Consider the following 26,126-nt stretch of genomic DNA (forward strand, 5'->3'; position numbering starts at 1 on the left):
AAAGAATCATATGAAACAGGAAAAAAGACAGGGAATTTTATTTATTATAGGAGCAGGCTTCTTCTTTGCACTGATGACATTTTTTGTCCGGCTGTCAGGAGACCTGCCTACGATGGAAAAGGCTTTTTTCCGAAATGCAGTAGCTGCCATTGTGGCAGCTTTTCTGCTCATCCGGGCAAAAGAGCCATTCTATGCACCAAAGAAAAGCTGGGGCGGACTCTTCATGCGAAGCTTCTGCGGAACGGTAGGATTAATCTGTAATTTCTATGCCATTGACCGGCTGAATATTGCAGATGCCAATATGTTAAATAAGTTATCGCCTTTCTTTGCAATTATTATGTCAACCTTTATCTTAAAGGAAAAGGCAAATAAAGTAGAATGGGGAGCAGTTGTGCTGGCATTTACCGGAGCACTACTTGTCATTAAGCCATCCTTTGATATACAGTTTGTTTACGGACTGATTGGAGCACTGGGCGGACTGGGTGCAGGAATTGCTTATACCTATGTGCGTAAATTGGGAAAAATGGGAGTGAAGGGACCGGTTATTGTCCTTTGTTTTTCACTCTTTTCCTGTGTTGTCACATTGCCATTTTTTATCATCGGATATAAGCCTATGAGCATGACACAGTTTGTCTGCCTTATGCTGGCTGGCGTATGTGCAGCAGGCGGACAGATCTGCATTACCACAGCATATACGAAAGCACCGGCAAAAGAGATATCTGTTTTTGATTACACCCAGATTGTCTTTGCGGCACTTCTTGGCATTCTGTTCCTGGATCAGATACCGGATGTCCTCAGTATTGCAGGCTATATTGTAATCATTGGAACTGCCATATTTAAGTGGCAGTATAATATGAAACACGACACCTAGAAAAGGGAACTGGAAAAGATATCTGAAAATGCACTTTTTTACGGTAATGCGTAAAATTACAGTTGCGTTGAATCAGGCTATCACTTATAATGATACTCAAAGTAAATATATTGGGCGATTGCGAAATTGGATAACCAGTCTTTCAAATTTTTCTATAGAAAGGGCATTGGAGTCTGCACTGAAATCCCGTAGTTCTAAAAGGTATATTTTGCTTGATGCGATAAAAACAGTCTTTCCAATGTTTGACATCGTCGCTGCATTGGTCGTCAACTTCAGATGCATGATAAGGGCTGTTAGGGGCACTTAGAATTTCGTCTGTTCTTTGGCAACGCTGGCACAGGGACGTGCCAGCGAGGCGCAATTGAACATGGATGTGAATTTGCGCCGGTTGCCGGAATGTACGATGTCCATGCCGAAATTCTTAGTGCTCCTTGCAGGCTTTATGCCGCATCTGCAGTTGGCGGACAGTACAGCGACCCCGTCAAAGCAACGGAAAGACAGTTTACAATCAAGCAAAACATACACTTAAGAACTGCTGGCATTCCAGTACAAATAACTCCAAATCCCCTTTCATAGCAAAATTTTGAAAGAAAAGCTGTCCCCTTTCGCAATCGCCTAAAGAAAATCACATAGAGAAGGAGAAGAAACATGTATACATTAGAAGATATTCAGGCAGTGGACATGGAAGTTGCAGATGCCATTACCAAAGAATTTGACCGTCAGAACAGCCACATTGAGCTGATCGCATCTGAGAACTGGGTAAGCCCGGCAGTAATGTCAGCAATGGGCAGTGTAATGACTAATAAATATGCAGAAGGCTATCCGGGAAAGAGATATTACGGCGGATGTGACTGCGTTGATATTGTAGAGAATCTGGCAATTGAGAGAGCAAAAGAGCTGTTTGGCTGTGACTATGTAAACGTACAGCCACATTCCGGTGCTCAGGCAAACATGGCTGTACAGTTCGCAATTTTAAAACCGGGTGACACCGTAATGGGAATGAACTTAGACCACGGCGGACATTTAACACACGGAAGCCCGGTAAACTTTTCTGGAACTTATTTCCATATTGTACCTTATGGTGTAAATGATGAAGGCTTCATTGACTACGATAACGTAATGAAGATTGCAATGGAATGTAAGCCAAAGATGATTATTGCAGGTGCATCTGCATATGCAAGAACCATTGATTTCAAGAAATTCCGTGAAATTGCAGATGCCTGTGGTGCAGTTCTTATGGTTGATATGGCACATATCGCAGGACTTGTTGCAGCAGGACTTCATCCAAGCCCAATCCCATATGCAGATGTTGTAACAACAACAACCCATAAGACCTTAAGAGGACCAAGAGGCGGAATGATTCTCTGCAATCAGGAAGCAGCAGATAAATATAACTTTAATAAGGCAGTATTTCCGGGAATCCAGGGTGGACCTTTAATGCATGTCATTGCAGCAAAGGCAGTCTGCTTAAAAGAAGCGTTACAGCCGGAATTCAAGGTATATCAGCAGGGTATTATTGATAATGCCCAGGCACTTTGCAAGGGATTATTAAGCCGTGATATCAAGATTGTATCCGGCGGAACTGACAACCATCTGATGTTAGTAGACCTTACTAATTATGATTTGACAGGTAAGGCAGTAGAAAAATTATTAGATGCTGTAAACATCACATGTAATAAGAATACCATTCCGAATGATCCGAAGTCTCCATTCGTAACCAGCGGCGTTCGTCTTGGTACTGCAGCTGTTACATCAAGAGGCATGAATACAGAAGATATGGACAAGATTGCAGAGGCAATTGCCATGATGATTAAAGAGGGCGAGGCAGCTTCTGAAAAAGCAAGAGCAATCGTATCAGAGTTAACTGCAAAATATCCTCTGAAATAAATCGTAAAAATTTTTGTCGGGAAATTAATGATTTCTTAAGAAATCTTAGGAATTATCCACGCTGTATTTCGAATAAGAAAATGATAAAATAGTCGTAAAGTATGAAAGCTTTACGGCTATTTTTTTCGAAGTCAGGCACCCATAAAAAGCTGCCAACGGCAGTTTCTACAGGTAAAAGGCAGGAAAAAGGAATTATTCAGGAGGAGACAGATGAGCAAAAAGAAGGTAGGCATTATTATTGGAGTTATTGCAGTGGCAGTAGTTGCAGCCGGAGTAGGATTCTATTTCCTAAAGGGAAGAAGCAGCGGTGGAAATTCGGCAGACAAGGTATATGTAGAAAAAGTATCTGCAATCATGAATCAGTCAGCAGGAGTCAATAACCGTTACAGTGGTGTGGTAGAACCACAGGAGACCTTAGAGATAAATAGGGATTCCGAACGTAAGGTAAAGGAAGTATACGTTTCCGTTGGCGATGAAGTAGAAGAGGGAACCGTATTATTTTCCTATGATACAGAAGATTTGCAGATGCAGATAGACCAGGCAAAGCTTGAGATGGAAGGCATTGCAAATGACATTTCTAATTCAAATGCACAGATTGCAGAATTACAGAAAGAAAAAGCAAGTGCACCGGAAGACCAGCAGTTTGAATATACCACACAGATTCAGACACTGCAGACTTCCATTAAGCAGTCAGAATATAATAAGAAAAGCAAACAGGCAGAGATTGACAAATACCAGAAATCCATCGACAACTCAGAAGTAACCAGTAAGCTGGCTGGTGTTGTAAAAGTAATCAATGAAAACGGGGTGGATTCCGATGGAAATACTGCAGCATATATGAAAATATTAGCTACAGGCGAGTACCGTGTAAAAGGAACGATTGATGAGACTTCTGTAGGAACAATATCCGAGGGAACACCGGTTATTTTACGTTCCAGATTAGACGATACGCAGACCTGGACAGGAAGTATTTCCAAGATTGATACTGAAAGCACTCAGACAGACAGTAATTCTGCTTATATGTATGATGGAAGCAGCTCCGGAGATTCTGCGTCCAAGTATTCATTCTATGTTACTTTGGACAGTACAGATGGACTGATGTTAGGACAGCATTTATATATAGAGCCGGATTACGGACAGGGTACAGCAGAGGAAAAAGAAGGACTCTGGCTGTATGACTATTATATTGTGCAGGATGATGGAGATCCATATGTGTGGGCAGCAGATAAGAAGAACCGTCTGGAAAAACGTAAAGTGGAATTAGGCGAGTATGATGAAAATCTGGGTGAATATGAGATTAAATCCGGACTTTCTGAAGATGACCTGATTGCATTCCCAATGCAGGGACTGTATGAGGGTGTAGCTGCAGTTACCAATATGGAAGAAGTAGATTATTCTTCTCCATTATATAATCAGGAATCTACAGATGATTCCGGTATGGATGAGGGAATGTATGATGAAGCCGGAACTGAGTACATGGATGAAGGTATGTATAATACTGACGGAACCGAATACATGGACGAAGGAATGTATGATGAAGCCGGAACTGAATTTACAGATAGCGGCGAGTCAGGTGCGACAGATTCGGAGGTGGTTGAATGATTCTGAATCTGCAGCATATCTATAAAGATTACAATCAGGATAAACTGGTAGTTCCGGTATTGAAGGATGTATCTTTACAGGTAGAAGAAGGAGAATATGTTGCTATCATGGGACCGTCCGGTTCCGGAAAGACAACATTGATGAATATTATCGGATGTCTGGACAGACCGACTTCCGGAACCTATGAACTGGCAGAAAAGGATGTCTTAAACTTAAAAGACCGTGAGATGTCGGCTGTCCGACTGAACAGTATTGGATTTGTATTCCAGAGTTTTCAGCTGATGCCAAGGGAAAGTGCACTGGATAACGTATCACTTCCGCTGAGCTATGCCGGTGTAAAGAAGAAAGAACGGAAAGAAAGAGCACAGAAGGCATTGGAGCGTGTAGGCTTAGGAGACCGTTCCGGATTCCGCCCGACACAGCTTTCCGGTGGACAGAAGCAGAGAGTGGCAATTGCCCGTGCCATGGTAAATAATCCGAAGATTTTACTGGCAGACGAGCCGACCGGAGCATTGGACCAGAAATCCGGTAAACAGATTATGGAATTGTTCCAGAGCCTGAATGATGAGGGCGTTACCATTGTCATGATTACCCACGATATTAACATTGCAAAACAGGCAAAGAGAATCCTCCATATAGTAGACGGAGAAATATTTACAGACGATGAGGAGGGCAAGGCATGAAAAAGAAAGTTGTAATTGCAATTCTAATCGTAGTTTTAACCGGAGGTGGAATCACCGGAGGAGTAGTAGGATACCGGGCATACCAGAACAGTAAGCTGGTAGCAGAGGTACAGTCAGTATCCATGTTAAATACTGGTTTCTGGGGTGACAGCATGGAAAGTGACGGAACCGTGACCAATGGACAGCAGCAGGATGTTTATGTCAGCACAGAGCAGACCGTTCAGAAAGTATTTGTAACAGAAGGACAGGAAGTATCCGAAGGTGACCCACTGTTACAGTATGATATGACCAATATTGACCTTGCAATTGAGATGAAGAAATTAGACATCCAGACAATCGAAAATAATATTGCTGTAGCACAGAAGGAATTGGAAAAGCTTAAAAATACCAAGCCGGTCAGCAATACCACAACAAGTACACCGTCTGTAGACAGTGTGACACCATCAGCACCGGAAACACCATCTACGGATACTTCTGTAACCACACCGGATACGGTAGAAGAGAAGAACGGAGATGCCTATAATTATATTTCAACAACGGCGCAACCATATACCGGAGATGGAAGCCAGGAGAATCCATACCGCTTCTTATGTACAAAGGAAGCATATGTCTATGGAAGCTATCTGAATACATTGAAAAGTGAGGGGAAGGTTGCGGTATTTGAAATTCATGACGGAAATACCGTAGCCGGAACCTTAATCAGTGCATGGACAAAAGTCGGCGCAGCTTTAGAGGAAGCAGACCCGGATGCAAAATGGTATGTTATTAATGGAAGTAAAGTAATCAATGAGCCGGATGTTCCGGATACCCCGGTCGAACCGGTTGTACCGGATACACCATCTGTACCGGATGATAACCAGCAGAGCGGATATACGGCAGATGAACTGGCAAAAGAGATTGCGGATAAAGAAAAAGAACTGACTAAGCTTGATCTGGATAAAAGAAAAGCGGAGCTTGCGTTGAAACAGATGGAAAGCCAGTCAGAAGATGGAATGGTTTATGCTGAGTTTAATGGTACCGTAAAGAAAGCAGGAGATCCGGATAATCTTCCAAATGATGGAAGTGCATTTTTGACACTTTCCGGTTCAGATGGTCTATATGTAAAAGGAATACTAAATGAGCTTGCATTGGAACAGGTGAAGGTGGGACAGAGTGTTACAGCAACCTCCTGGAGCACCGGAATGGTATTCGATGCAACGATAACAGAGATTAATGATTACCCGGAAGATGCAAATGGATATTATGGCAGTGGTAATCCAAATGCCTCCTATTATGGTTATACTGCATATATTGAAGACAGTACCGGACTTAGCAATGGAGATAACTTAAGCCTTTCCATCAATCTTGGCGGAGATGAAGATGCTTCTGATAAGATTTATCTGGATAAAGCGTATGTGCGTAAGGAAGATGGTAAGAGCTATGTCATGAAGGATGATGGAACCGGTCATCTGGTAAAGCAGTATGTGAAGACAGGAAAGACCATATACGGATATGCAGTAGAAATCAAATCCGGAGTTACAATGGATGATTATCTTGCTTTTCCATATGGCAAGACAGCAAAAGAAGGAGTCAAAACCAATAAGGATGAAGATTCCGGAACTGAAATGTATTAGTAGGAGGGACGAACATGTTAGAAAATTTAAGATTATCTTTTCAGGGTATCTGGTCACACAAGATGCGTTCCTTCTTAACTATGCTGGGTATTATTATTGGTATTGCAGCGATTATTGCAATTGTATCTACGATTAAAGGAACAAATGAACAGATTGAGCAGAACCTGATTGGCGCAGGCGATAACAATGTTACAGTGCAGTTGTATCAGGGAGATTATTCCATGGATTTTTCCTATGGAAGCGTACCGGGTGGAATTCCGGTAATTACAAATGAAGCACTGGAGCAGATTAAAGATCTGGATGAAGTAGAGGATGCATCTTTATTCCTTTCCAGACAGGATTATGATGGAGCATACTATAAAAATACTTCTCTTTCCGGCGGTTATATTATGGGTGTAGACAATGGCTACTTTAATACTGCGGGAATGATTATGAAGAGCGGACGCTGCTTTACCGAAGAGGACTACAGTGATTTTGCAAAGGTCGCAATCTTAGATGAAGATTCTGCAGAAGCATTATTTCAGGGTGAGAATCCAATTGGAAAGACCATTGAGATTAAGCAGCAGCCATATATTGTTGTAGGAATTGTAACCAAGAGCGAGCAGTTCGAGCCGGTTATCAATTCCATTGATGATTATTATACTTATTCCCAGGACAGCAGTGGTAAGATTTATGTACCATCTGTAACCTGGCCGATTATCTATCGTTATGACGAACCACAGCAGGTCCTCATTAAAGCAAAGAGCACCAGCGATATGACCAATGCAGGAAAGAAGAGTGCCGATATTTTAAATGGCTATCTTGCAACATCGGATGATACCATTAAGTACAAATCCGAAGACTTACTGGAGCAGGCAAAACAAATTCAGCAGTTGAGCCAGTCCACCAATACTATGTTAATCTGGATTGCTGGAATTTCCCTTCTGGTTGGCGGTATCGGTGTAATGAATATCATGCTGGTATCCGTAACGGAGCGTACCAGTGAGATTGGTCTGAAGAAAGCAATCGGAGCAAGAAAGTCTGTTATCTTAGGACAGTTCTTAACCGAGGCAGCAGTACTTACCAGTTTAGGCGGATTGATTGGAGTTCTGGTGGGAATCATATTAGCTGAGATTATCTCAAAACTTAGTACCACACCGGTTGCCATCAGTGCACCGGCAGCCGTAGGCGGCGTGGTATTCTCCATGATTATCGGAATTATTTTCGGTCTTCTGCCATCCTATAAGGCAGCAAACTTAGACCCAATCGAGGCATTGCGTCACGAGTAAAAAATAGAAAACGTGTAAAAAAAGAGGAAAATTCAGATTTCATTGAATTTTCCTCTTTTTAGGTTTTACTGTCATGGTGTAAATGAGCTGTTTTTATATCAGAAAGACCAAGAAAATAATCAGAAGAAACCTGATAGTAATGGCAAAGCTTCAGCAGATGGCGGATAGGAAGCTCGTTAGCACCACGTTCGTAACGGGCATACATGGTCTGGGAAGTTCCGAGAACGTCGGCAATTTCCTGCTGGGTTTTGTCATGATCTTCGCGTAAATCGCGCATTCGCTGTATGTAATCCATATAATCTCCAAATCTGAAAATAAATCCGGAATTTTTCAAAAATAAATTTCTATAATTCTCAAAAAATCCAGAATATATCCTAAAAATAATAGGTCTTGCAGAGGACTTTTTTAATTTATCATAATAAAGATGTTTACTATTGATTTTAGTAAATATATGTACTAAAATAGAGAACAGTTCAAATGATAAAAGGAAGATAAAAAGGAAAGGCGGACATTTATGAAAAACAGAAAGATTTTAACAGCAATAGCGGAAAAAGTTATGACAGGAGTATTAACGATACTTATGGCAATATCAGTTACAGCCTGCGGTAGCACGAAGGAGCAGGCAAATCCAGCTGCTACAGAAGTGACCGAAGCAGTTGTCACAACTGAGACAGAGAGTGAGACGGCAACGGAGGCAAAGGTAGAAAATGAGGTCGTGACAGAGACCGAGGCTGTGACGGAGACAGAAACGGAGGATCCGGTGCTGTTTCGGGTGAAGGTTACAAGTGAAAATGGAGCATATATTTCGGAAAAACCTACAGATTTTGCGTATGGTGAAATTATGCTATATGATTATGGAACAGAATTTAATGTTTACGAAGTTTATGAAAATTCGGAAGAAGATTCCATTTATTATAGAGTTAAGAATGAATCTGGTGAAAATAAATATATATGGGATGGAGATGTTACAGTTATTGACTAGCATTTTAATTCATCATGATTTTCAACAACACAGTATTTTGGATATAAAGAACAGCAAAAATTTTCTTAAAAGAAAAGTCGCTTAAACCGTGAGGTTTAGGCGATTTTTGCTATTACCAAGCATCCAGTGAATAATTGAGGTGAATTGGAAAATTAAATTCCAGTCCATTTTAGAATTCAAAAAACTGGAATTAAAAATTCACTTTACAATAAGTAAAAAAGGGAAAACTTGATAACATAGTCAAATTATGATATGATGTGACTATAATATAGGCGGAGGTGTTTTTTATGCATGCATTACAGGAAACAATACGACCATCTGCAGATTTAAGAAATCATTATAGTGAAATTTCAAAACAATGCAGAGAAGAAAATGAAGCGGTTATAATCACAGTAAACGGTCGTGGTGATACAGTCTCTCTTTCGTATGAGGAATATAAAAGAATGAAGTCAAGAATAGAACTTTTGGAAATTCTTACAGAAGCGGAAGATGATGTAAAGAATGGTAGAGTAGCACCGGTTCGTGAAACATTTGATGATTTAAGACAAATGCTTGGGGAGGAATAGAATTATTGAAATATGAAGTTGTTCGTACAGAAACGGCAGATGCGCAGATTAGAAAAATCGTATTGTATATAGCCGAAAATTTTGGTAATAAGGTTGCACTGGAAAAATTAGAAGAACTGGAACAGAATATTCTTGATTTGGCGGTTCATCCATTAAAGGGGGGAGAACCGCATTATCTGGTATTGAAAAGACAAGGGCATCGGGTGTTGATATTGGAAAAAAATCTGGTTTTCTATAAGATAAATGAAGAAAATAAAAGAGTTATAATCTATGCTGTTGTTGATCAGCGCCAGGATTACTTAAATATAATCAGAGGATTGTAGAATTCCCTTGCGTAAATCCAATCTCCGCGCTATAATAGGAAACAGAGTAAAAACAGCGTTTGACGAAAGCTAAGATTGACGGAATAATTCAGAGAGCCGGCGGCTGGTGTGAGCCGGTATTAGGAAGCAATTGGTCCACTTTCGGAGGCTGGTGGTGAAAGCCACGGGTTCGTACCCCTTATGATACGCAATGAAGTGGTCGCAGGCAAAGAAGAGAAGACGTAAATGTGATGCGGCAAAATGGGTGGCAACGCGGAACGGTAGATAAGCCTTTCGTCCCATGTATGAAAATGCATGGGATGGAAGGCATTTTTTATGCGAGTAGCGAGAAAAATCGCATGCTTACGAATCAATCCTATAAAATTTTCAAAAAAAGCACATGATATCAAAGAAGGAGAACAAAGATGATTGATTTAAAATTCTTACGGGAAAATCCGGACATCGTAAAAGAGAACATTAAGAAGAAATTCCAGGATCACAAATTGCCACTGGTAGACGAGGTAATTGAGTTAGATGAGCAGGCAAGAAGTGCACAGCAGGAAGCAGATGCATTACGTGCAAACCGTAACAGTATTTCCAAGCAGATTGGTGCATTGATGGGACAGGGCAAGAAAGACGAAGCTATGGCATTAAAAGAGCAGGTAAGCAAAGATGCAGCCCGCCTTGCAGAGTTAGAAGAGCAGGAAAAAGATTTACAGGAAAAGATTACCAGGATTATGATGACAATTCCAAACATCATAGACCCATCCGTTCCGATTGGAAAAGATGATTCCTGTAACGTAGAAATTGAAAAATTTGGTGAGCCGGTTGTTCCGGATTTTGAAATTCCATATCATACCGATATCATGGATCGTTTCCATGGTATTGATTTGGACGCAGCAGGAAAAGTTGCGGGAAATGGATTCTACTATCTGATGGGAGACATTGCAAGAGTACATTCTGCAGTTATTTCTTATGCAAGAGATTTTATGATTGACCGTGGATTCACATACTGTGTACCACCATTTATGATTCGGAGCAATGTTGTAACCGGTGTTATGAGTTTTGATGAAATGGATGCCATGATGTATAAAATCGAAGGCGAGGATTTGTATCTGATTGGTACTTCTGAGCATTCCATGATTGGTAAATTCATTGATACCATCAATGATGAAGAAAAACTTCCATATACTCTGACCAGCTACTCTCCATGTTTCCGTAAAGAAAAAGGAGCACATGGTATTGAAGAACGTGGTGTATATCGTATCCACCAGTTTGAGAAGCAGGAAATGATTGTTGTATGTAAGCCGGAAGAGTCCAAAGAGTGGTATGACAAGCTCTGGAAGAATACCGTAGATTTGTTCCGCAGCTTAGATATTCCGGTACGTACCCTTGAGTGCTGTTCCGGAGACTTAGCAGACTTGAAAGTGAAATCCTGTGACGTAGAAGCATGGTCTCCACGTCAGAAGAAATACTTCGAAGTAGGAAGCTGCTCTAACTTAGGCGATGCACAGGCAAGAAGACTGAAAATCCGTGTCAAAGGCAAGGATGGAAATAAATATTTCGCACATACCTTAAATAATACTGTAGTTGCACCACCTCGTATGCTGATTGCGTTCTTAGAGAACAACCTCAATGCGGACGGAAGCGTAAATATTCCAAAGGCATTGCAGCCATATATGGGTGGAAAAGAAAAACTGATTCCACTGGATTAATAGAAAATAAGAATTTTGGAAACTGATTTTAGAAAATGAGTTTCAAACAGTGAGAAAATCAAAAGAAACAGGAAACTGTGTTTTGTGTATAAAATTCACAAGACACAGTTTCTTTTTTATGAAGAACTATTGTGAAAAGTGTGATAATTATTGATAAAAATAACCGGATATTGTATAATATATACAAATACTGTGATGAATCACGACAAAAAACAACCTGTGAGGGGAGCAATACAGGTATCATACAAAGGAGGGGCACATGGCAGAACCAAGAGAATTGATTCTGAAACTCGGTCAGAAAATTACAGACCGAATCGGAGTGAAAGTTACGGAAAATGACCCGGAATACTGGGGACTTGCCGGAGTGGTAACGGATGAGATGGCAGAAGTTGCACTGGCAATGAAAGTCAGAGTACCGGCTACCGCAGCAGAAGTAGCAAAGAAATGTAAGAAGAGCGTAGAACGGACCGAAGAACTGTTAGAGCAGATGAGTGTCATCGGACTGATTGAATACAACCGGGAAAATGAAGACCATCATAAGCAGTACATACTGCCAATGTTTGTTCCGGGCTGTGCAGAATTCATGGTAATGAATAAAGAGCAGGTGGAAACACATCCGGAGATTGCAGATTTCTTTGAACAGATGTCAAAACTTCCGCTGGAGAAAGTTACACCTATGGTTCCGCTGGGTGGAGCAGGAATCGGAATGCATGTTATTCCGGTAGAAAAAGCAATCCCGGCAAACCAGCAGTCGGCAAGCGTGGAGCATATTTCCCACTGGCTCAATAAATATGATAAATATTCCGTTGGCGCATGTTCCTGCAGACGTCAGCAGCGAATCCGTGGGGAGGGAACCGGAGACTTAGAGGATGATTTGTGTATCGGTGTCGGCGACATGGCAGATTACTGTGTAGAGACCGGAAAGGGCCGTTACATTGATTATGATGAAGTAATGGAGATTCTGCAGCGTGCAGAGGATAATGGCTATGTCCATCAGATAACAAACATCGATGGTGAAGATAAAATCTTTGCAATCTGTAATTGTGCAGTTGGTGTATGTAATGCACTGCGTACATCCCAGCTTTTCAACACACCGAATATGTCACGCTCCGCATACCGTGCCAGTGTAGAGCCGGAGAAATGTGTAGCCTGCGGAAGATGCGTAGAGTACTGTCCGGCCGGAGCAGCAAAGCTTGGACAGAAACTATGTACCAGAGATGGCGGACATATCACTTATCCACAGCAGGAACTTCCGGATACTACGAAGTGGGGACCGGAGAAATGGAATCCGAATTATAAGGATGATAACCAGATTAACTGCTATGATACCGGTACTGCACCATGTAAGACAGCATGTCCGGCACATCTTCCGGTACAGGGCTATATTAAGATGGCATCCCAGGGAAGATATCTGGATGCATTAAAGCTGATTAAGACGGAGAATCCGTTCCCGGCAGTCTGTGGTGCAATCTGTAACCGCCGGTGCGAGGACGCCTGCACCAGAGGAACTATTGACCAGGCAGTTGCTATTGATGAAATCAAGAAATTTATTGCGGAACAGGAACTTCATGCTGAAAAACGCTATATTCCGCCAATGTTAAATTATTCCGGCAAGCCTTTTGAGGAGAAGGTAGCGGTAATCGGGGCAGGTCCGGCAGGAATGTCAGCAGCCTTTTATTTAAAGAAGATGGGATATCCGGTAACTGTATTTGAAAAAGAAAAAAGACCGGGTGGTATGCTGATGAATGGTATTCCGTCTTTCCGTCTGGAAAAAGATGTGATCAATGCAGAAATCGATGTGCTGCGCGAGATGGGGGTAGAATTCAGGTGCGGCGTAGAAGTTGGCGAGGACATCACAATAGCACAGCTGCGTGAACAGGGGTATAAAGCATTTTACATAGCAATTGGTGCACAGGGTGGACGTATGACCGGAGTACCGGGAGAAGACGCCGTAGGCGTAGAAACCGGAGTAGACTTCTTACGTCGTGTCAACTTAAATGAAGAAGGCGTGAAATTATCCGGCAAGACCGTAGTAATCGGTGGAGGAAATGTAGCAGTAGATGTTGCAAGAACAGCACTCCGTACAGGCTCTTCTGAAGTATCCATGTTCTGTCTGGAATCCAGGGATATCATGCCGGCAGCAGATGATGAAGTGGTAGAAGCAGAAGAGGAAGGCATTACAGTTAATAATTCCTGGGGACCAAAGGAAATCCTTACCGAGAATGGCAAAGTAACAGCAGTGGTATTCAAAAAATGTATCGCTGTACTGGATGAGAATAAACGGTTTGCACCAAAATATGACGAAGAAGAATTATTAACGGTTCCTTGTGACCAGGTATTATTATCCATTGGACAGTCTATTAAGTGGGGGGCTTTATTAGAAGGAACCAAAGTGGAATTTAATCCGAACGGAACCTTAAAGGCAGACCCGGTAACATATCAGACCGCAGAGCCAGATATTTTTACCGGAGGAGATAACTATACCGGACCAAGATTTGCCATTGATGCCATTGCAGCAGGAAAAGAAGGCTGTGTATCTATTCACCGTTTTGTTCATGAAGGACAGAGCCTTACTTTGGGACGTAACAGAAGACAATTCATTGAGCTGGATAAAGACAATATTAAAGTTGAGACCTTTGACAATGCAAAACGTCAGGTGCCGGGACATAAGGCTGGAGATGCAAAGCATACTTTCCGTGATTTACGAAGCACCTTTACCGAGGAGCAGGTACAGAAAGAAGCAAACCGCTGCTTAGGCTGTGGTGCTACCGTAGTAGACCCGAATAAGTGTATCGGCTGCGGAATCTGTACAACGAAGTGCGAATTTGATGCCATCCACTTAAGCCGTGACCTGCCGGATGCAAGCCGCATGGTAAAATCAGAAGACAAGTTAAAGGCAATCTTCCCATATATGTTAAAGCGTGAGATTAAGATTAAATTCAAAGGCAGGAAGAAATAAAAAGCAGGATGTGAGTGTATGCATGAACTGGGAATTATCATTCATATTTCCAAAACATTAAAGGAAGTAGCAGAAGAAAATGAAGTGACGAAGATAGGTTCTGTTACTTTGGAAATTGGAGAAGTCAGCGGAATTGTCCCGGAATACCTTTTAGACTGCTGGGACTATTACCGGAAGAAATCGGACCTGTTATCGGAATCGGAATTGCGTATCGAGACGCTTCCGGCGGTAACCATGTGTGAACATTGCAAAAAAACTTATCCGACTGTAAAATTCGGCAGACAATGTCCGTACTGTAAGAGTGATGACACCTATCTGCTGACGGGAAATGAATGCAGTATCAAAGAAATGGAGGCCTGCTGAGGCAGGCTTTCGGATAAAATATTTATCAAAGAAAGAAGGGGTTAAAATGTTGTTTCATGTTTATGGAGGAAATGGAATTTATCAGTGGATTGCCATGCTGGCAGTCTTAGCCGGACTTATTTTATTAAATGAGTTTGCAAGAAGAACCAAGTTTGGTGGACTTATGATGTTTGGAATTATTCCGCTGGCACTTACCGTTTACTTTGTTGTAATTGCAGTATGCGCAGGACAGGGCGTAGAATGGGCAGTAAATAACCAGACACATCTTTATATGAATGGATGGTTCCATTATGCAAAACTGTATGCAGCACTTGCCGGATGTATCGGCTTTATGATGATTAAGTATGAATGGGGCATTGGAAAGAAACAGTGGTTCCGCGCATTCCCGTTTGTAATTGTAGCAATTAATATTTTGATTGCAGTAGCCAGCGATTTCGAATCTGCAATCAACGGCTGGTATTCCTGGTGGTTATCTTCCGAAGATGTATGGCTCTATGGTGGCTGGCACAACGTAATGAACGGAATCGCAGGAATCTTAAATATCCTTTGCATGACAGGCTGGTGGAAAGTATATTCCTCCAAAGACAAGAAAGATATGATCTGGCCGGATATGATCTGGGTTTACATTGTAGTATATGATATCTGGAACTTTGCTTATACCTACAATTGTCTGCCAACCCACTCCTGGTTCTGTGGTGTAGCACTGCTTTTGGCACCTACTATTGCAGCATTAATCTGGAACAAGGGTGGCTGGATTATGAACCGTGCAAATACACTGGCAATCTGGTGTATGTTTGCACAGATTTTTCCACTGTTTCAGGAGACTGCTGCCGATGGAACAACCTATTATCCATGGGCAACCATTTCCAGACAGTATGCAGACGGAACGGTAAATGGCATTGTAGCAGGAACTTCGAACAATGCAGATCCGACCGCAATGACAATCGTCAGCGCACTGGCACTGATTGTAAATGCCATTGCTTTAGGATACATCATTTACAAATCTGTAAAGAATAAGAAGAATCCGTATACCAACGAAGTATTTACAGACTTCAAGTATTATAAAGATGCACTGGCAAGAGCAGATGTAAAATAGGGTATAATTGAGGAACTGGAAATGAAAGTAATTGAAGTAAAAAGAAGTATATTTGAAAATAATGATAAGGATGCTGCCAGTTTAAGAGAACAGTTAAAGGGAGAGAAAACATTTCTCTTAAATCTGATGTCTTCACCGGGAAGTGGCAAGACTTCTACCCTGGTGCCAACGGTCAATGAGCTGTTAAAGGACTACCGGGTAGGAGTCATGGAAGCGGATATTGATTCCGATGTAGATGCATGGACGATTGCTGATAAGACAAAGGCAAAGGTTGTGCAGCTTCATACCGGCGGTATGTGCCATCTGGATGCAGACATGACCAGACAGGGCTTGAAGGAGCTTGGCACGGAGGATGTAGATATTGCTATCCTTGAAAATGTAGGAAACCTTGTCTGCCCGGCAGAGTTTGATACCGGAGCAGTGAAGAATGCAATGATTTTGTCCGTACCGGAAGGACACGACAAGCCATTGAAATATCCATTAATCTTTACTGTATGCGATGCACTTATTATCAATAAAATTGATGTGCTGCCATATTTTGACTTTGATATGGATAAGGTAAAGGAGTATGCATGGAAACGGAATCCGAATCTTAAGATATTCCCAATCTCCGCAAAGACCGGAGAGGGAATGGAAGCATGGTACTCCTGGCTGAAAGAAGAAGCAGATAAATGGATGAAATAAAGTATCCTTTTGGGTGAGAAAACAGCCGGAAACATCACAAAAAAACTGGCAAAAGAACAAAAAATAATTAATTGATTAAAAAATGCCCTTGCAATAGGGATAGAAAAGTGCTATAGTCCTAGCTGTAGACGAAGATGTCAAAAACACGAAAACGTGTTTTTGGCATCTTTTTTTTACTTTACAGGAAATTGCTTTCCTGTAAAGTAAAAAACGCTCCGCGAGGATGCACACTGCGGCGTATAAGGCAGATATCGCAAGCGGCCGCCGCAGGCACGAGAATGTGCCAAGGCACATGCTTTGCTCCGTGCGCTACTCGCATAAAGAGTTTCTCAAGTGAAAAGAAGGAGGATTAGATATGAATACTGGAGATACAGCCTTTATGCTGATTGCAACAGCACTTGTGTTTTTTATGACACCGGGACTTGCATTTTTCTATGGAGGTCTTGTACGAAGAAAGAATGTATGTAACACGATGATGGCATGTGTGGCAATCATGGGATTGTCAGTAGTGCTCTGGACACTGTTTGGTTATTCCCTTGCATTTGGTGGCAACCATGGGGGTATCATCGGAGATTTCCGCTGGATAGCCTTGAATGGTGTAGGCTGGGAAGCAGGTCCTTATGCAGAGACTATTCCACATCTATTATTCTGTGCGTTCCAGATGATGTTTGCCATGATTACACCGGCACTGATTACCGGTTCCTTAGTAGGAAGAATGAAGTTTAAGGCACTGTTTCTCTTTGTGACATTATGGTCCTTTGTTGTATATTATCCACTGGCACATATGGTCTGGGGAGAAGGTGGACTTTTAGCAGCCATTGGTTCTGTTGATTTCGCCGGAGGAGATGTGGTACATATCAGCTCCGGAGTCAGTGCATTGGTTCTGGCAATCATACTTGGTAGAAGACGTGGTTATGAGCAGGTAACTTATCGTATTCATAATATCCCGTTTGTTGTATTAGGAGCATCTCTTTTATGGTTTGGCTGGTTTGGATTTAATGCAGGAAGTGCACTGGCAGCCGATGGACTGGCAGCCCATGCATTTATGACATCTGCAATTTCTGCAGCAGCAGCCTTATTATCCTGGATGTTTATTGATGTTGTAAAAGAAGGAAAGCCAACCCTGGTAGGCGCATCCACCGGGCTTGTGGTAGGGCTTGTGGCAATTACACCGGGTGCAGGATTTGTTCCAATCTGGTCAGCATTTATTATCGGAGCTTTGGTCAGCCCGATTTGTTACTTCGGAGTTGCACTTATTAAGAAAAAACTGAAAATTGATGATGCGCTGGATGCATTTGGATGCCATGGAATCGGCGGTATCTGGGGTGGAATTGCTACCGGAATTTTTGCACAGAAATCCATTAACAGTACTGCAAAATGGGATGGTCTGGTGTTTGGAGATTACCGCCTTTTTCTGGCACAGCTGGAAGGAATTTTAATTACCATTGTAATTGCAGTGGTTGGTACCCTGCTTTGTGTAGCAGTGGTAAGAATCTTTACTCCGCTTCGTGTGAGCTTAAAAGAAGAACAGCTTGGACTGGATGTAACACAGCATGGAGAAAATGCTTACCCAAGCTTCAACGGATTAGACCAGTAGGATAGAAAAGGAGATAATCAGATATGATGATTAAAATAGATGCAATTGTGCGGGAAGAAAAATTCGAAGATGTAAAAGCAGCATTAAATGCCATCGGAGTCAACGGTATTACGGTATCGCAGGTTATGGGCTGTGGTGTGCAGAGAGGATATAAGGAAATCGTCCGGGGCATGGAAGTGGCAGTGCAGATGCTTCCGAAAATCAAATTTGAAATCGTAGTATCTTCCGAAGAATGGGAACAAAAGACCATCGAAGCCATTCAGAAGGCAGCCTTTACCGGAGAAGTCGGCGATGGCAAAATCTTCAGCTATGAGATTCGCTCCGCCCAGAAAATCCGTACCGGAGAGACCGGCTATGACGCATTACAGAGCAACGATTAAAGGAAGGATAGATTAAAAAAGTAATACAAAATTGATTAAATTTAGACCTTGACATTAAATTTAAAAGGGAGTAAAAACAATAATTAAATAATTCATATGAGGAGGAATTTGAAAATGAATGGTTTAGTTATTGTATTAATAGCCATCGTATTGTTGGCTGCCGGTTATTTACTTTATGGACGCTGGCTGGCTAAGAAATGGGGAATCGACCCGAAAGCTGAAACCCCTGCAGTAAAATATGAAGACGGAGAGGACTTTGTTCCTTCATCCAGATTTACCGTATTCTCACATCAGTTCTCATCTATCGCTGGTGCAGGCCCTGTAACGGGACCAATCCTTGCCAGTGTGTTCGGATGGGTACCTGTATTCTTATGGATAGTAGTTGGTGGATTGTTCTTCGGAGCAGTACAGGACTTCGGTGCTCTGTACGCATCAGTTAAGAATGAGGGAAAATCCATGGGTATGATTATTGAAAAGTACATCGGTAAGATGGGAAGAAAACTTTTCATGTTATTCTGCTGGTTATTTACCCTTTTGGTAATCGCAGCATTTACAGATATGGTTGCCGGAACCTTCAATGCATATCCGGCAGGTGATGGTAATGCTGTATATGCTAACGGTGCAGCTGCAACCGTTTCCATGCTATTTATTGGTGTTGCAGTTATCCTTGGTATTATCTTAAAGAAAGCACCAAAGATGAACGAAATCGTAAAAGGTATCGTTGCAATTGCATTAATCGTAGTAATGTTTGCAGTAGGTATGAAACTTCCAATCTATACCAATAAGACCATGTGGATCTACATTATCATGATTTACTTATTCTTAGCATCGGTACTTCCAATGTGGCTTTTGATGCAGCCAAGAGATTATATGACAACCTTTATGCTTCTTGGTATGATTATCGGCGCAGTTGTTGGTGTAGTAGTTGCACATCCTGCAATGCAGTTAAATGCATTTAACGGATTCGTTTTAACCGGAGCAGACGGAAGTAAATCCTATCTGTTCCCGACCCTATTTGTAACCATTGCCTGCGGTGCTGTTTCCGGATTCCACAGTCTGGTATCTTCTGAGACATCATCTAAGACCATCCGCAATGAAAAAGATATGCCTATGGTTGGTTATGGCGCAATGGTAGTAGAGTCATTACTTGGAATTATCGTATTGGTCGTTGTTGGTGCAGTAGCTGTAAATGGTACAAAACCAGATGGAACACCATTTGCAATCTTCTCATCCGGTGTTGCAGGCTTCCTTGAGATGTTAGGGGTACCAAATGATGTGGCAACTGTATTTATGACCATGTGTGTATCTGCATTAGCACTTACTTCACTGGATTCTGTAGCACGTATCGGAAGAATGTCCTTTCAGGAATTATTCTATGAGGATACAACAGACCCTGCAAAAATGGGTGGTGTCCGCAGAGTATTAACCAATAAATATTTCGCAACAATCGTAACCTTATTCTTTGGATACTTATTAACACTGGGCGGATACAACAATGTATGGCCGCTGTTTGGTTCTGCAAACCAGTTACTTGCAGCACTTGTTCTGATTGCACTGGCTGTATTCTTAAAGACTACCGGACGTACCGGCTGGACACTGTATGTACCAATGGTAAGCATGCTGGCAGTAACCTTTACTGCACTGGTTCAGAAATTCATTGCACTGGTAAGCAATGTAATGAATGGAACTGCAGTATTCTTAGTAGATGGTTTGCAGCTCGTTGTTGCAGTTCTTCTGATGGTATTAGGTGTTATGGTAGCAGCAAGCTGCTTTACCAAACTGTTAAAGACCAAAAAACAGGAAGAAGCATAAATTGAATAGAAATTAAATTGAAATTTTTAAATGGAAATTACATTTACTTCTTTTCAAATGGGGAAAAATAAGATACAATCTTGAGTTATGAGATAGTAAAGGAGCAAATGACGATGATTAAGGTAGTTAAATTTGGTGGAAGTTCACTTGCAAGTGCAACACAGTTTGCAAAAGTAGGCAGGATTATCACATCAGACCCGGAACGCCGCTATGTTGTACCAAGTGCACCGGGAAAACGAAATTCCAAAGATACCAAGGTAACAGATATGTTATATGCATGTTATGCTCTGGCGGAAAATGATGAGGATTTCGATAAGGAATTAAAAAAGATTGCAGAACGTTATGATTCCATTATTAACGGACTGAACTTAAAGCTTTCTCTGAAAGATGAGTTTGAAGTAATTGCGAAGAACTTTGCAGCCAAGGCAGGTTCTGATTATGCAGCTTCCAGAGGCGAATATTTAAATGGAATTGTAATGTCGAACTATTTAGGCTATGAATTTGTGGATGCGGCAGAAGTAATCTTCTTTGATAAAGATGGTAACTTTGATGCAGACAAGACAGATAAAGTGTTGAGCAAACGTCTTTCCAAGGTTGAACGTGCTGTAGTTCCTGGATTTTACGGTTCCATGCCGGACGGAAGTGTTAAGACCTTCTCCAGAGGAGGCTCTGATATTACTGGTTCTATTGTTGCAAAAGCAGTACATGCAACAGCATATGAGAACTGGACGGATGTTTCCGGTTTCCTGATTGCAGACCCAAGAATTATTGACAATCCGGAACCAATTAAAGTAATTACATACCGTGAGTTAAGAGAGCTTTCCTACATGGGAGCAAGCGTATTACATGAAGATGCAGTATTCCCGGTTCGTAAAGCCGGTATTCCAATCAACATCCGTAATACCAATGCACCGGAAGATGAGGGAACATGGATTGTGGAAACAACCTGTCACCAGTCCAAATATACCATTACCGGTATTGCCGGAAAGAAAGGCTTTGTATCTGTAAATATTGATAAAGATATGATGAATTCAGAAGTTGGTTTTGGACGTAAAGTGCTTTCTGCATTTGAAGAAAACGGTATTAATTTTGAACATATGCCATCTGGTATTGATACCATGACCGTATTTGTACATCAGCCGGAATTTGAAGGCAAGGAACAGGCAGTTGTATCTGCAATTCACCGCCTTGCAAAGCCGGACAGCGTAGAATTAGAGTCTAACATCGCCCTGATTGCAGTTGTAGGACGCGGTATGCGTTCCACCAGAGGAACATCCGGAAGAATCTTCTCAGCACTGGCACATGCAAATGTCAATGTAAAGATGATTGACCAGGGGTCATCTGAGTTAAATATTATCATCGGGGTAAGTAATTCTGATTTTGAAAATGCCATCAAAGCAATTTACGATATTTTCGTAACAACACAGTTATAAGAAACCTAAAGAAAATATATAAAGAAGATGTAGAAAAAGAGACCTGTTATTTTGCAGGTCTTTTTTTGCTTTACAGGAAATTGCTTTCCTGTAAAGTAAAAAATGCTCCGCGAGGATGCGCACTGCAGCGTATAAGGTAGATGTCGCAAGCGACCGTCGCAGGCACGAGAATGTGGGATAAATGTCTGGTAAATAAATTTAAAGAGTTTCATAAAAAGCAGGTGGAAAGTCGGAATATTTGTGGTAAAATAAAAGAAATATGCTGGAGGGAATATAATGGAAGAACTGGGTAATATTGCAGTCTTTTTAGCTGGATGGAATAGTGAATATCAGACCAGATTAATTAATGGTATTATTCGTAAGGCAAAGGAAGCAAACTATGCAATCTCTATTTTTACCTGTCAGGCAGGGAGTGAGATTTCGGATAAGCATGTGCTTGGAGAAAATAAAATATATTCGCTGGCTAATCTTTCGCGTTTTGATGGCGTAATTTTTGCGACAAATACAATTTGGGAGAAACCAACAAAAGAGGAAATTATTCGAAGAATACGTCACGCTGGCATTCCTGCAGTAAGCTTTGAGGAAAAGGTAGAAGGCTTAAGCCTGATTGGAATAGATAATTATAAGGCAATGCGGGAGATGGTAGAACATGTTGACAGTCATGGCTATCATCCGATTCATTTTGTAGCTGCAAATGCAACAAATGAAGAGAGTAATATCCGCCAGAAGGCATTTGAAGATTTTGTGAAAGAAAAGAACTATTCTGCAGAAGATTATGCGGTATGGCATGGGGATTTTTCCTTTGACAGTGGCGTACAGGTGGTGGATGCCATGGAAGAGGCTGGAAGGATGCCACGGGCACTTTGCTGTGCCAATGATGAGATGGCATTAGGTGCCTGCAACCGTTTGAAACAGTTGGGATATCAGGTGCCACAGGACATAGCAGTAACAGGATTTGATGGCTCTTATGATACCCGGCGCTATATTCCGGGAATTACTACGGTAGACAGACCCAAGGAGACACTGGGATATACCGCTATGCAGTTGCTTTTGCAGGAAATTGAGACAGGGAAGAAACAGGAACTGATTTTGACATCACGTGTTGCAGTGGATGAAAGCTGTGGCTGTGTTTTAGAGGACAAAAAGCGTGTGGCATCTGCGATAGAGACGTTATACCTTGAAAAAAAAGAAAATGAAAAATATACTTATCAGATACACAATATGGAAGATGAGATGATGGAGTGCGAATCATTGGAAGAATTAATCTTCTGTATCCGTCAGAATATTGGAAAGTTTACGACAGAGGATGTATATCTGTGCCTGAATAAGAGTATTTATTATGAGATGACCGGCCGTGGTAACAGCATTTTACGTAACCGCACAATTACCCGGGATTATGAAAACAAGATATACATAACCAAATTAAATAATGAGGACGGCATGCCGGAATTTTATTCTTTTACCAGTGAGCAGATGTTCCCGGCAATGTGGAATGGCAGAGGTTCAGGGGAATATCTCTATATGCCGGTTCATTTCAGGGATAATTGCCTGGGATATATGATACTGACCGGTACATTGGATACAAAACATATTCCAAATTATTATGTCTGGATTCGTAATATCAGTAATGCATTGGAAAAGTTAAAGAATGTATCAGAAATTCGGAATGCTGCCCGTAACATTGATAATATGGCAGTCCGCGACAGCCTGACAGGAGTTTATAACCGGATGGGAATCAACCGTTTTGTGGTAGATATGGTAAAACAGGCAAATACCAGCAGACGTCGATTGTTATTTATCTTTGCTGATATGGACGGGTTAAAGAAAATCAATGATGAGTTTGGTCATGAAGCGGGTGACCAGGCAATCTGCCTTGCAGCAGAGGCGTTGCAGGAGGCGTTCTGTGAAAAGGAACTGATTATCCGTTATGGAGGGGACGAATTCTTAGTGGTTTCTGATGCTTTATGCTGGGAACAGGCTGAAGAAAAGAAAGCTCAGATAACAGCCTTGTTAAAGCAGTGGCAGAGGGATGAGAAGCTGCCGTACCGTCTGTCTATGAGTATTGGTTATTACCAGAAGGAGCCGGATACCGAGGCATCCATGGAACAGTATATTAACTGGGCAGATGAGCGAATGTATGAGATGAAATGTAAGAACCGTGAGCAGCGAAAATAAATAATAAGTATAAAAAGCATGAAAGGCATTGGAGCAGAAAAATTTCCTGTTCCGATGCCTTTTTGACAGTTGCAATGCATCTGCAGGTTAAGCCATCTGATTTGCAGTTTTATAACGGTAAATCATTTCTGCATGCTGCTGTTCTTCCGTCTGGATATGGTTTAAAATCTGACGGACTTTTGGAGAAGCAAAGCTGAATAAATCGTTGTTGTATGCGGAAGATACATACTTTTCACTGGAAATGGAATCGCTGCACAATAATGCATCGTGCTTCTTGTCGGCATTTTCACTGGATGCATGGTAAGCAGCGTTTGGCTGATAGTTCTTCGGGGCAGCTATACCAACATCAGGCGTATCACCGGAAAGCAGACTGCTGATGGTGTCATAGTGTTCTGCTTCTTCTTTCTGAATGACCTCAAATAACTGTTTTAATTCAGGGTCTTTTGCTTCGCTGCTGTAAAAGGCATATTTGTCGCGGCAAAGTTCTTCCTGCTGTTTTAAATCATTTAACAGCATAGTCTCTTGTTCGGTTAAAATCATTTTGTCATCACCTCATCCGTAATATAACCCGAAAGGAGTATTTTTATACAAATTATGCGAAAAAAAAGATAGAATTATTGATTGCACTTGATAACTGTGCTATGCTAAAGTGTATTTAACAATTTAAATTGGAATCAAAAGAGAATAGGAGCGAACAAAAATGTTAGACCAGATTAACAGCATTCTTGGTAAAATTGATAATTTTGTCTGGGGTGTACCACTTATTGTATTGATCCTTCTGGTGGGAATTTTTCTTACCATCCGCCTGAAGGGACTTCAGATTAGAAAATTACCATTAGCAGTAAAATATTTGTTTGAAAATGAAAAGAGTGGCGAATCCGGCGAAGTATCCAGTTTTGCAGCACTTTGCACTGCATTATCAGCAACCATAGGAACCGGAAATATTGTCGGAGTAGCAACTGCATTGGTAGAAGGTGGACCGGGTGCGTTATTCTGGATGTGGATAGCAGCACTGGTTGGAACTGCCACAAAATATAGTGAGTGTCTACTGGCAATCAAGTACCGTGTGGTGGCAGAAGATGGTCATATCATCGGCGGACCATTCTATTATATTGAAAATGGAATGGGATCAAAGTGGAAATGGCTTGGAAAATTATTTGCCTTCTTTGGTGTGGGCGTAGGTTTATTCGGAATTGGAACTTTTACACAGATTAATGGTATTACCAGTGCAGTAAAGGGCTTCTTTGACCCGGATACCACATGGACAGTTGACCTCTTTGGAAGAACTTATTCCTGGACTGTAATTATTGCAGGTATTATTCTTACCATCTGTGTGGCACTTGTTATCATCGGTGGAATTAAGAGAATTTCTACAGTATCACAGGTCATTGTACCATTTATGGCACTGACTTATGTGGTTGTTGTATTAATTATTATTGTGATGCATATTACAGAGGTTCCAGCAGCATTTGCAACCATTATAAAGAGTGCCTTTGGATTTAAGGCGGTAGCCGGTGGTGCAATGGGAAGTATTATTGTAGCAATGCAGAAAGGTATTGCCCGTGGTATTTTCTCAAATGAAGCAGGACTTGGTAGTGCACCAATCGCGGCTGCAGCAGCCCAGACCGATTATCCGGTAAAACAGGGACTGGTTTCCATGCTTGGAACTGTAATTGATACACTGATTATCTGTACCATGACAGGTCTTGCAATCGTACTTACCGGTGCATGGGACATGGGCTTGGAAGGTGTTGCTGTTACAACCAAGGCATTCCAGCTCGGACTTCCGTTCCCAAATCAGGTAGCATCCTTTATCCTGATGGTATGTCTGGTATTCTTTGCATTTACCACAATCTTAGGATGGGATTATTACAGTGAGCGCTGTCTGGAGTATCTGACCGGACATAAGAAGGCTGTTGTAAAAGCATACCGCTGGTTATACATCTTAGCGGTATTTATCGGACCGTTTATGACAGTATCTGCTGTATGGACCATTGCAGATATTTTCAACGGACTGATGGCTCTGCCGAACCTGATTGCAGTTACTGCATTGAGCGGTGTGGTTGTGGCTGAAACCAAAGTTTATATGGATGGATTAAAAAAAGATAAGATTCAGCCATAGAAAGATAGGAAAAGGG

The 26,126-nt window shown here is 41.6% G+C and carries 22 protein-coding genes; 20 read left to right on the plus strand and 2 right to left on the minus strand.

Annotation, left to right across the window (positions count from 1 at the left end; genetic code table 11):
* Positions 1-10 precede the first annotated feature (10 nt).
* The 6 genes from DWX96_RS02375 (at position 11) to DWX96_RS02405 (ending at position 7,924) form a co-directional block, all read left to right on the plus strand.
* Complete coding sequence (locus DWX96_RS02375; RefSeq protein ID WP_118056421.1) at positions 11-871, plus strand: DMT family transporter; 861 nt, start codon at positions 11-13, stop codon at positions 869-871.
* Between the two features lie 648 nt (positions 872-1,519).
* Positions 1,520-2,758 carry a serine hydroxymethyltransferase gene (glyA, locus tag DWX96_RS02385; RefSeq protein WP_118056419.1) on the plus strand — a complete coding sequence of 413 codons (1,239 nt, stop codon included), beginning with the start codon at positions 1,520-1,522 and terminating at the stop codon, positions 2,756-2,758.
* Between the two features lie 210 nt (positions 2,759-2,968).
* The gene (locus DWX96_RS02390; RefSeq protein WP_118056418.1) at positions 2,969-4,360 is read left to right on the plus strand and encodes an efflux RND transporter periplasmic adaptor subunit; all 1,392 of its coding nucleotides are present in this window, start codon (positions 2,969-2,971) and stop codon (positions 4,358-4,360) included.
* A complete protein-coding gene (locus tag DWX96_RS02395; RefSeq protein ID WP_117697558.1) occupies positions 4,357-5,043 on the plus strand; it encodes an ABC transporter ATP-binding protein in 687 nt (228 codons plus the stop codon). Before DWX96_RS02390 ends, DWX96_RS02395 begins: the two co-directional genes overlap by 4 nt.
* Entirely contained in the window at positions 5,040-6,656 is a 1,617-nt protein-coding gene (locus DWX96_RS02400) for a biotin/lipoyl-binding protein (protein ID WP_118056417.1), read from the plus strand. Before DWX96_RS02395 ends, DWX96_RS02400 begins: the two co-directional genes overlap by 4 nt.
* A gap of 14 nt (positions 6,657-6,670) precedes the next feature.
* Positions 6,671-7,924 (plus strand): ABC transporter permease, encoded by a 1,254-nt coding sequence (locus DWX96_RS02405; RefSeq protein ID WP_118056416.1) that lies wholly within the window; start codon positions 6,671-6,673, stop codon positions 7,922-7,924.
* A gap of 58 nt (positions 7,925-7,982) precedes the next feature.
* On the opposite strand, the gene DWX96_RS02410 is transcribed toward DWX96_RS02405, so the two are convergent.
* Positions 7,983-8,219 (minus strand): helix-turn-helix domain-containing protein, encoded by a 237-nt coding sequence (locus DWX96_RS02410; RefSeq protein WP_118056701.1) that lies wholly within the window; start codon positions 8,217-8,219, stop codon positions 7,983-7,985.
* Positions 8,220-8,438: 219 nt separating this feature from the next.
* On the opposite strand from DWX96_RS02410, the gene DWX96_RS02415 reads away from it, so the two are divergent.
* From DWX96_RS02415 to DWX96_RS02475, 13 genes are all read left to right on the plus strand, one after another.
* Entirely contained in the window at positions 8,439-8,906 is a 468-nt protein-coding gene (locus tag DWX96_RS02415; RefSeq protein ID WP_118056415.1) for a hypothetical protein, read from the plus strand.
* A 287-nt stretch (positions 8,907-9,193) separates the two neighbouring features.
* Positions 9,194-9,472 (plus strand): type II toxin-antitoxin system Phd/YefM family antitoxin, encoded by a 279-nt coding sequence (locus tag DWX96_RS02420; protein ID WP_022243932.1) that lies wholly within the window; start codon positions 9,194-9,196, stop codon positions 9,470-9,472.
* A 5-nt stretch (positions 9,473-9,477) separates the two neighbouring features.
* Positions 9,478-9,795: a type II toxin-antitoxin system RelE/ParE family toxin gene (locus tag DWX96_RS02425; protein ID WP_117840596.1), complete on the plus strand. Its 318-nt coding sequence runs from the start codon at positions 9,478-9,480 to the stop codon at positions 9,793-9,795.
* 404 nt (positions 9,796-10,199) lie between these two features.
* On the plus strand, positions 10,200-11,489 hold the full coding sequence (gene serS, locus DWX96_RS02430; protein ID WP_022243934.1) for a serine--tRNA ligase: 1,290 nt from the start codon (positions 10,200-10,202) through the stop codon (positions 11,487-11,489).
* Between the two features lie 259 nt (positions 11,490-11,748).
* Positions 11,749-14,448 (plus strand): FAD-dependent oxidoreductase, encoded by a 2,700-nt coding sequence (locus DWX96_RS02435; RefSeq protein ID WP_118056414.1) that lies wholly within the window; start codon positions 11,749-11,751, stop codon positions 14,446-14,448.
* Between the two features lie 18 nt (positions 14,449-14,466).
* Complete coding sequence (locus DWX96_RS02440; protein ID WP_118056413.1) at positions 14,467-14,811, plus strand: hydrogenase maturation nickel metallochaperone HypA; 345 nt, start codon at positions 14,467-14,469, stop codon at positions 14,809-14,811.
* 46 nt (positions 14,812-14,857) lie between these two features.
* Positions 14,858-15,907 carry a DUF5692 family protein gene (locus DWX96_RS02445; RefSeq protein ID WP_117840600.1) on the plus strand — a complete coding sequence of 350 codons (1,050 nt, stop codon included), beginning with the start codon at positions 14,858-14,860 and terminating at the stop codon, positions 15,905-15,907.
* Between the two features lie 21 nt (positions 15,908-15,928).
* Positions 15,929-16,591 (plus strand): hydrogenase nickel incorporation protein HypB, encoded by a 663-nt coding sequence (hypB, locus tag DWX96_RS02450; protein ID WP_022243938.1) that lies wholly within the window; start codon positions 15,929-15,931, stop codon positions 16,589-16,591.
* 355 nt (positions 16,592-16,946) lie between these two features.
* The gene (locus DWX96_RS02455; RefSeq protein WP_118056412.1) at positions 16,947-18,188 is read left to right on the plus strand and encodes an ammonium transporter; all 1,242 of its coding nucleotides are present in this window, start codon (positions 16,947-16,949) and stop codon (positions 18,186-18,188) included.
* Positions 18,189-18,211: 23 nt separating this feature from the next.
* Positions 18,212-18,568, plus strand: coding sequence for a P-II family nitrogen regulator (locus tag DWX96_RS02460; protein ID WP_022243940.1), 357 nt, complete (start codon positions 18,212-18,214; stop codon positions 18,566-18,568).
* A gap of 114 nt (positions 18,569-18,682) precedes the next feature.
* Positions 18,683-20,380, plus strand: a complete 1,698-nt coding sequence (locus DWX96_RS02465; protein ID WP_117697582.1) for a carbon starvation CstA family protein — start codon at positions 18,683-18,685, stop codon at positions 20,378-20,380.
* A 113-nt stretch (positions 20,381-20,493) separates the two neighbouring features.
* Positions 20,494-21,813, plus strand: a complete 1,320-nt coding sequence (locus DWX96_RS02470) for an aspartate kinase (RefSeq protein WP_117697584.1) — start codon at positions 20,494-20,496, stop codon at positions 21,811-21,813.
* Between the two features lie 276 nt (positions 21,814-22,089).
* Positions 22,090-23,988 (plus strand): diguanylate cyclase, encoded by a 1,899-nt coding sequence (locus DWX96_RS02475; RefSeq protein ID WP_118056411.1) that lies wholly within the window; start codon positions 22,090-22,092, stop codon positions 23,986-23,988.
* Positions 23,989-24,075: 87 nt separating this feature from the next.
* On the opposite strand, the gene DWX96_RS02480 is transcribed toward DWX96_RS02475, so the two are convergent.
* Complete coding sequence (locus DWX96_RS02480; RefSeq protein WP_117840611.1) at positions 24,076-24,528, minus strand: ferritin-like domain-containing protein; 453 nt, start codon at positions 24,526-24,528, stop codon at positions 24,076-24,078.
* A gap of 160 nt (positions 24,529-24,688) precedes the next feature.
* On the opposite strand from DWX96_RS02480, the gene DWX96_RS02485 reads away from it, so the two are divergent.
* On the plus strand, positions 24,689-26,110 hold the full coding sequence (locus tag DWX96_RS02485; protein WP_117840613.1) for an alanine/glycine:cation symporter family protein: 1,422 nt from the start codon (positions 24,689-24,691) through the stop codon (positions 26,108-26,110).
* The last annotated feature ends 16 nt before the right edge of the window (positions 26,111-26,126 follow it).

Source organism: Roseburia sp. AF22-2LB (assembly GCF_003461125.1).
GTDB classification, from domain to species: Bacteria; Bacillota; Clostridia; order Lachnospirales; family Lachnospiraceae; genus Roseburia_C; species Roseburia_C amylophila.